General features: G+C 68.7%; 6 protein-coding genes and 2 pseudogenes. 3 read left to right on the top strand and 5 right to left on the bottom strand.

Annotation, left to right across the window (positions count from 1 at the left end):
• A pseudogene (locus BN11_RS23685) lies at positions 1 to 233 on the top strand (hypothetical protein); the annotation flags it as partial.
• Between the two features lie 70 nt (positions 234 to 303).
• Here BN11_RS23685 and ahpF read toward each other — a convergent pair.
• The 5 genes and pseudogenes from ahpF to gatC form a co-directional block, all read right to left on the bottom strand.
• Positions 304 to 1,902, bottom strand: coding sequence for an alkyl hydroperoxide reductase subunit F (gene ahpF / locus BN11_RS11255; RefSeq protein ID WP_048697698.1), 1,599 nt, complete (start codon positions 1,900 to 1,902; stop codon positions 304 to 306).
• 14 nt (positions 1,903 to 1,916) lie between these two features.
• A complete protein-coding gene (gene ahpC, locus BN11_RS11250; protein WP_048697696.1) occupies positions 1,917 to 2,480 on the bottom strand; it encodes an alkyl hydroperoxide reductase subunit C in 564 nt (187 codons plus the stop codon).
• A gap of 154 nt (positions 2,481 to 2,634) precedes the next feature.
• On the bottom strand, positions 2,635 to 4,155 hold the full coding sequence (gene gatB / locus BN11_RS11245) for an Asp-tRNA(Asn)/Glu-tRNA(Gln) amidotransferase subunit GatB (protein WP_048697693.1): 1,521 nt from the start codon (positions 4,153 to 4,155) through the stop codon (positions 2,635 to 2,637).
• Positions 4,152 to 5,682: pseudogene (gene gatA / locus BN11_RS11240) on the bottom strand (Asp-tRNA(Asn)/Glu-tRNA(Gln) amidotransferase subunit GatA). Before gatA ends, gatB begins: the two are co-directional and overlap by 4 nt.
• Before the next feature lie 45 nt (positions 5,683 to 5,727).
• The gene (gene gatC / locus BN11_RS11235; RefSeq protein ID WP_048697690.1) at positions 5,728 to 6,024 is read right to left on the bottom strand and encodes an Asp-tRNA(Asn)/Glu-tRNA(Gln) amidotransferase subunit GatC; all 297 of its coding nucleotides are present in this window, start codon (positions 6,022 to 6,024) and stop codon (positions 5,728 to 5,730) included.
• 318 nt (positions 6,025 to 6,342) lie between these two features.
• Between gatC and BN11_RS11230 the strand changes: the two genes are divergently transcribed.
• The gene (locus BN11_RS11230; RefSeq protein ID WP_048697687.1) at positions 6,343 to 6,924 is read left to right on the top strand and encodes a DUF4956 domain-containing protein; all 582 of its coding nucleotides are present in this window, start codon (positions 6,343 to 6,345) and stop codon (positions 6,922 to 6,924) included.
• Positions 6,921 to 7,742: a polyphosphate polymerase domain-containing protein gene (locus tag BN11_RS11225; RefSeq protein WP_083433697.1), complete on the top strand. Its 822-nt coding sequence runs from the start codon at positions 6,921 to 6,923 to the stop codon at positions 7,740 to 7,742. The genes BN11_RS11230 and BN11_RS11225 overlap by 4 nt, the downstream gene beginning before the upstream one ends.
• Positions 7,743 to 7,837 lie beyond the last annotated feature (95 nt).

The raw sequence follows: 7,837 nt of genomic DNA, 5'->3' as shown, positions 1-7,837 counted from the left end.
GCGGTTCGCAGCAGAGCCAGCCGCAGGACACCAACGTCTTCCCCGACGAGGTCCAGCAGCCGACCCAGCAGAACACCCAGGCCGGCAGCGGTCAGCAGCCCAACCTCGACGCGATCCTCAAGGACGTCCTCGGCGGCGCTGCGTCGAGCACAAGCAACAAGACCCAGTCCGCCGGTGGCGGCTCCATCATCGGCGACATCCTCGGTGGTCTCCTCGGCGGCGGCCGCCGCTGAACCCCGGGAAGATCGCGCGAGGGGCCCGGACCGATCGGTCCGGGCCCCTCGTCGTATGCCGTGACTCGACTCAGCCGGCGAGTGCGGGCTCCTCCGCCGTCGGCTCCGGGGCCGGGGTGCGGATGAGGTAGTCGAAGGCCGAGAGGGCTGCCGTTGCTCCCGTGCCGCTGGCGATCGTGATCTGCTTGAACGGAATGACCGTGACGTCTCCGGCGGCGAAGACGCCGGGGACGGAGGTGACGCAGCGCTCGTCGACGACGATCTCGCCGCGGTCGCTGACCTCGAGCGTGCCCTTGACCCATTCGGCGTTGGGCAGAAGGCCGATCTGGACGAAGACGCCGTCGAGGTCGATGCTCTCGGCGTCGCCGCCCTCGCGTGGTTCGGTGGTCAGACCGGTAACCTTGGCGCCGTCACCGACGACGGCCGTGGTGCGCCGGCCCAGCCGGACCTCGGTGTTGGGCAGGCTCGCGAGTTTGTCGACGAGGACGTCGTCAGCGCGCAACTGGTCGAGGAACTCCACGACCGTCACATGGCCGACGATGCCGGCCAGGTCGATCGCGGCCTCGATGCCCGAGTTGCCGCCGCCGATGACGGCGACGCGCTTGCCCTTGAAGAGCGGCCCGTCGCAGTGGGGGCAGAAGGTGACGCCCTTGTTGCGGTAGTCCTCCTCGCCGGTGCAGCCCATCGTCCGCCACCGGGCACCGGTCGCGATGATGACCGTGCGCCCTTGCAGCGTTGCGCCAGAGGCGAGTTCGACGCGGTGATAGCCCCCGGGCTGCTCGGCCGGGACGAGTTTCGCGGCGTGCTGGCCGAGGACGACCTCCACGCCATACGACCGCACGTGGGCCTCGAGATCGGCCGCCATCCGCGGACCCTCGGTATGCGAGACGCTCGGGTAGTTCTCGATCGCCATCGTGTCGTTGAGCTGCCCGCCGAAGCGTTCGGCAACGATGCCGGTCCGAATTCCCTTGCGCGCCGTATAGATCGCCGCGCTGGCGCCGGCGGGACCGCCGCCGATGATCAGGACCCCGAAGGGCGCCATCGCGTCGATCTTGGCGGCAGCCTTGGTGTCGGCGTGCTCGTCGACCTTGCCGAGGATCTGCTCCAGCGACATCCGGCCGGAGTCGAAGAGTTCGCCGTTGAGGTAGACGGTGGGGACGGCCTGGATGCCCTTGTCGGCGACCTCGTCCTGGAAGAGGCCGCCCTCGATCGCAGTGTGCGAGATGTGCTCCGGGTTCAGGACGCTCATGATGTTGAGCACCTGCACCACGTCCGGGCAGTTCTGGCACGACAACGACATATAGGTCTCGAAGTGCAGTGGTTTGGCCAGCGCCTTGACCTGCTCTGCCGTGTCCTCGTCCACCTTCGGCGGGTGGCCGCCGACGTGCAGCAGGGCCAGGACGAGCGACGTGAACTCGTGGCCGAGCGGTATGCCGGCGAAGGTCACGTGCACGTCGGTGCCGGCCCGCACGATCCGGAACGAGGGACGACGGGCGTCGGCCCCGTTCCGGACGTGCGTGACCTGCTCGCTCAGCCCGGCGATCTCGTCGAGCAACTCGGCCATCTCCATGGATTTCGCCGAGTCGTCGAGCGAGCTGACGAGCTCGATCGGCTGCCGGACGTTGGTCAGATAGGTCCGCAGCTGGTCTTTCAGTGCCGGGTCGAGCATGGGTCTACTCAGCCTCAGATCTTGCCGACGAGGTCGATGGACGGCTTGAGGGTGTCCGCGCCCTCTTCCCACTTGGCGGGGCAAACCTCGCCCGGGTGGTTGCGGACATACTGGGCGGCCTTGACCTTGCGGACGAGTTCGGCGGCGTTGCGGCCGACGCCCTCGCAGGTGACCTCCATGACCTGGATGATGCCGTCGGGGTCGACGAGGAAGGTGGCGCGGTCGGCCAGGCCCTGACCCTCGCGCATGTTCTCGAAGTTGTTGGTGATGACGCCGGAGGGGTCACCGAGCATGAAGTACTTGATCTTGCCGACGGTCTCGGACTCCTTGTGCCACGCGGCGTGCACGTGGTGGGTGTCGGTGGAGACGGAGTAGACCTCGACGCCGAGCTGCTGCAGCTCGTCGTACTGGTCGGCGAGGTCGCCGAGTTCGGTCGGGCAGACGAAGGTGAAGTCGGCCGGGTAGAAGAAGAAGATCGCCCACTTGCCGAGGACGTCCTTCTCGCTCACCTCGACGTATTCGCCGTTGTGGAACGCCTGCGCCGTGAACGGCTTGATCGGGGTGTTGATGAGGGCCATGCGATGAAGCTCCTTCGGTGGTTTTTCTGGAGTGATTCCAGATTACCACCGAAGGAGGCGCCAAATGCAAGCCTTCCCGCCGGGCGCGGGGTCCGCTCTCCGGAGTTCCGCGAAGCCCGGGAGCGACGCAGGAGCGGAGAACTTCGTGGGATGCCTACGTGAGCTTGGCGAGGATGAGTTCGCGGACCGCCGCCGCGTCGGCCTGGCCCTTCATCTCCTTCATCACCTGGCCGATGAGGGCGCCCGCGGCCTGCACCTTGCCGTCGCGAACCTTTTGCGCCACATCGGCATTCGCGGCGATGACCTTCTCCACCGCCGCGTCGAGGGCGCCGGTGTCCTGCACCAGCTCCAGTCCGCGGGCATCGGCAACGGCGGTCGGGGCGCCCTCGCCGCCGAGCACGCCTTCCCAGACCTGGCGGGCCATCGAGTCGTTGAGCCGGCCGGCCGTGACGAGCGACTCCAACTCGACGACGTGAGCCGGAGTGACGCCCAGCTGCGCGGCATACGACGGGACATCGGTGCCCTCGCCGTTGGCGCGCCGGGCGATCTCACCCGACCACCACTTGCGGGCGCCGGCCGGTGACGCGCCGGCCGTCACCGTCTCGTCGATGAGCTCGACCAGACCGGCGTTGACGACATCGCGCATCTCGAGATCGCTGTAGCCCCAGGCGGATTGGAGCCGCTTGCGCCGCGCCGCGGGCGGCTCGGGCAGGGTCGCTCGCAACGCCTCGACGCTCTCGCGGGACGGGGCGATCGGCACCAGGTCCGGCTCGGGGAAATAGCGGTAGTCCTCCGCGTCCGACTTCTCCCGCCCGGCAGTGGTGATGCCGGTGTCCTCGTGCCAGTGGCGCGTCTCCTGGGTGACCGCACCGCCGGACTGCAGGACGGCCGCATGACGCTGGATCTCGTAGCGCACCGCACGCTCGACCGACCGCAGCGAGTTGACATTCTTGGTCTCGCTGCGCGTGCCGAACGTGTTGCTGCCCTTGGGCATCAGCGAGAGATTGACGTCGCAGCGCATCGAGCCCTGCTCCATCTTGACGTCCGAGACGCCGAGCGCCTTGATCAGGTCACGCAGCGTCGCGACATAGGCGCGGGCGATCTCTGGTGCCCGTTCCCCCGCCCCGACCATGGGCTTGGTGACGATCTCGATCAGCGGTATGCCGGCGCGGTTGTAGTCGACCAACGAATGGGTGGCGCCGTGGATGCGGCCGGTGGATCCGCCGACGTGCAACGACTTGCCGGTGTCCTCCTCCATGTGCGCGCGCTCGATCTCGACGCGATAGACCGTCCCGTCCTCGAGTTCGACGTCGAGCCAGCCGTCATAGGAGATGGGCTCGTCGTATTGCGAGGTCTGGAAGTTCTTGGGCATGTCCGGATAGAAGTAGTTCTTCCGGGCGAACCGGCACCACTGCGCGATCTCGCAGTTGAGGGCGAGACCGATGCGGATCGCGCCTTCGACGCCCTTCTCGTTGACGACCGGCAGCGCCCCGGGCAGGCCGAGACAGACCGGGCAGACCTGCGAATTGGGTTCTGCGCCAAAGGTTGTCGCGCACCCGCAGAACATCTTGGTCTTGGTGCCGAGTTCGACGTGCACCTCCAGACCCATCACCGGGTCGTATGCCGCCAGCGCCTCGTCATAGGAGAGCGTCGCGTCCGTCGTCGCCTGGGTCATCGGGAGGTCCCCTTCGCTACAGCGGTGAGATCGGGTGCGGACGCAAGGAGCGGGGCACCCCAGGCGTGCAGGAGGCGGGCCTCGAGGGCGGCGCCGACGGCATACAACCGCTGGTCCTGCATGGCGGGCGCGAGGATCTGAAAACCGACCGGCAGGCCGTCCTCGGGTGCCAGCCCGCTCGGCAGCGACATGCCGGGGATGCCGGCCAGGTTGGCCGGGATGGTGGCAATGTCGTTGAGGTACATCGCCATCGGGTCATCGAGCTTGTCGCCGAGCTTGAACGCCGTCGTCGGCGCCGTCGGGCTGACGAGGACGTCGGCCTTCTCGAACGCGGCCGTGAACTCGTCGGAGATCAGGCGGCGCACCTTCTGAGCGGAGCCGTAGTAGGCGTCGTAGTAGCCGCTGGAGAGCGCATAGGTGCCGAGAATGATCCGGCGCTTGACCTCGTCGCCGAAGCCGGCATCACGGGTGGCGGCCATGACCTGCTCGGCGCTCGGGTCGTCGATGTCCTCCGGCGGCACGCGCAGCCCGTAGCGCATGGCGTCGAACTTCGCGAGATTGCTGCTCGCCTCGGAGGGCAGGATGAGGTAGTAGGTCGCGAGCGCGTAGGTGAAGCTGGGGCAGGAGACCTCGACGATCTCGGCGCCGGCGTCGACGAGATGCTGGACGGACTCGTCGAAGCGCTGCTGCACCCCGGCCTGGAAACCCTCGCCGGTCAGTTCTTTGACGATGCCGATGCGCAGCCCCGCGACGTCGGCGCGGCGGGGGGGGGTCGACGATGGCCGGGACGGGCTCGTCGATGGAGGTGGAGTCCATCGGGTCGTAGCCGGCCATAACCTCGTGCAGCATGGCGGTGTCGAGGACGGTGCGGGCGCATGGGCCGGCCTGGTCGAGCGAACTGGCAAGTGCGACAAGGCCATAGCGGGAGACGCCGCCGTAGGTCGGCTTGGTGCCGACCGTGCCGGTGACGGCCGCGGGCTGGCGGATCGAGCCGCCCGTGTCGGTGCCGGTGGCCAGCGGCGCCTGGAAGCTCGCGAGCACCGAGGACGAGCCGCCGCCGGAGCCGCCGGGGATGCGCTCGAGGTCCCACGGGTTGTGCGAGGGACCGTATGCCGAGTGCTCGGTGGAGGAGCCCATCGCGAACTCGTCCATATTGGTCTTGCCGAGGATCGGCATGCCGGCGGCCTTGAGGTGCGCGACGACCGTGCTGTCGTAGGGCGGGATCCAGCCCTGGAGGATGCGCGAGCCGCAGGTCGTCGGCAGGCCCTTGGTGGTCATGACGTCCTTGACCGCGATCGGCACGCCGGCCAGGGGGTGCAATTGCTCGCCCGCAGCGCGGCGGGTGTCGATCTCGCGGGCGGTTGCCAGGGCGCCGTCGAAGTCCACGTGCAGATAGGAGTGCACGGCGCCGTCGACGGCGGAGGTGCGGTCCAGGTGCGCCTGGGTGACCTCGACGGAGGAGATCTCGCCGGCGGCCAGGCGGGCAGCCAGGTCGGCAGCGCTGGAAGTGATGATTTCGTTTGTCACAGTTAGGTTTTCGTCCTCGTCCGCTCAGTCTGCTTGGTCCAGAGATCAGTCTTCGTCCAGGATGCGGGGCACGGAGAAGCGTTGCTCGTCCTGCTCGGGCGCTCCGGCCAGGGCGGCCTGCGGGGTCAGCGACGGGCGGACCTCGTCGGGGCGGGTGACGTTCATCAGCGGCATCGGGTGCGACATCGGCGCCACGTCGGCGATCGGGGCGTTCTGCACCGTCGCGACGGACTCGAGGATGATCCCCAGCTCGCCCACCATCTTGTCCAGTTCGGCGTCGGACAGCGCGATGCGGGCCAGCCCGGCCAGGTGCGCCACGTCGGCGCGGGTCAGTTCGGACATGCCGGTCAGTCTATTTGCCTCCGCGCCATGGTCCGGCTCCCCCGCGCGACACCCGAGACCACCTCTGTCGAGTGAGCGCGACACGCCCAGTTCCGGGCCGGACCATGGGCGTGTCGCGCTCACTCGACGGGGGTGCGCTCCGTGGGGTGACGTTTCGGTGTCCCCGCGAAGTATCGGAGCGACGGAGGAGCGCAGAACTTCGTGGGGTGCAGTTCACAGGTGGGGCACAGGTGTTGCTGGGGGTCTCGATGGGTTGGCCGGGCGAAATAGGTGTCACCACGGCACGAAACGCCAACAGACACACCAGGAGCCACGACCATGAACCCGATCCTCATCGGCGCCGACCTGATCGCCATCACGGCCCTCGTCTTCGCCCTCTTCCTGCCCCGCCACGGACGCCGCGACCTGATCGTCGCCTACCTCGGCGTCAACGTCGGTGTCCTCGCCGTCGCGTCGGCCCTGGCCACCTCCACGGTCAGCGCAGGTCTGGGTCTGGGGCTCTTCGGGGTCTTGTCGATCATCCGGCTGCGCTCGGAGGAACTGAGCAACACCGAGGTGGCCTACTACTTCGCCGCCCTCGCCCTCGGACTGCTCGGCGGGCTGGGTAGCACGAACGTCCCGCTCGTCGCGGCCCTGATGGGCTTGCTCGTCGCCGTCTTCCTCATCGGCGACCACCCGGCCGTCTCGCGCAAGACCGAGCGCCAGACCATGGTGCTCGACCGGGCATACGGCGACGTGACGGCCGCCCGCGCCCACGTCGAACGCGTGCTCGGCACGGAGGTGTCCACGGTCAGCGTCGTCAAGACCGACCTCGTCAACGACACCACGACCGTCGAGGTCCGCTACACGCCGGCGACCGGCGCCCGGGCGCTCGCCCCCGCGGCCGAGGTGACCCGATGACCACCGTTACCGTCGCGGCATACCAGCCCTTTCAGCGCATGACCGATCTGCGTGACCTCGACCCGATCTCGCTCCCGGAGCTGATCGGCGCCGCCGAGATGCTCACCCGGGTGGACCGGAAGTATGTCGTCCCGCGCGCCGCCCTTGGCGCGCTGGCGGGCCGGCTGGCCACCACCCAGGCCGGCAACCGCACCCGGGCCCTGGAGATCGACGGGAGCCGCGAGTTCGGCTACCGATCGACCTACTGGGACACCGCCGACCTGGCGAGCTTCCGGGGTGCGGGCCAGAAACGGCGGCGGCGGTTCAAGGTGCGGACGCGGACCTATCTGGACAGCGGCGCGAGTTACCTGGAGGTCAAGACCCGCGGCCCGCGCGGCACCACTGTCAAGAACCGCATCGAACACCCCGAGATCCTCGACACCCGGCTCGACCCCGTGGCGGTGGCCTATGTCGACGGCCTGCTCGCCGACGCGCTCGTGCCCGATGTTGCTGCCGCGGAGCTGGTCCCGACGCTGATCACCCGCTACCGCCGCACGACGCTGGCCACGACAGCGCCGGGGGTGCCGGCCACCCGGGCCACCATCGACACCGACCTCGAGTGGCACGCGCCCGGTGGCACGCACCTGACCTTGCCGGACCTCGTCATCGTCGAGACCAAGGGCACCACCTCTCCGTCGGTCGTCGACCGGGCGCTCTGGCGGATGGGGCACCGCCCCGTGCGCGTGAGCAAGTACGGCACCGGCCTGCGGGCCGTCCGACCCGAGCTGCCCGACCTGAAGTGGCACCGCGTCCTGCACGAGCACTTCCTCGCCGCCTGATCACCCCACCGGGAAGACCGCCGGAAATCCTTCTCCCCCAATCCCTTTACGAGCAGTCCCAGGAGCCACCCCCATGCAGCGCAACCGCCTCACCA

It is taken from the genome of Nostocoides australiense Ben110, from assembly GCF_001050535.1.
In the GTDB taxonomy this organism is placed as follows: domain Bacteria; phylum Actinomycetota; class Actinomycetes; order Actinomycetales; family Dermatophilaceae; genus Nostocoides_A; species Nostocoides_A australiense.
The sequence above is the reverse complement of the archived record's forward strand: the minus strand, read 5'-3'. Positions and strand labels throughout refer to the sequence as shown.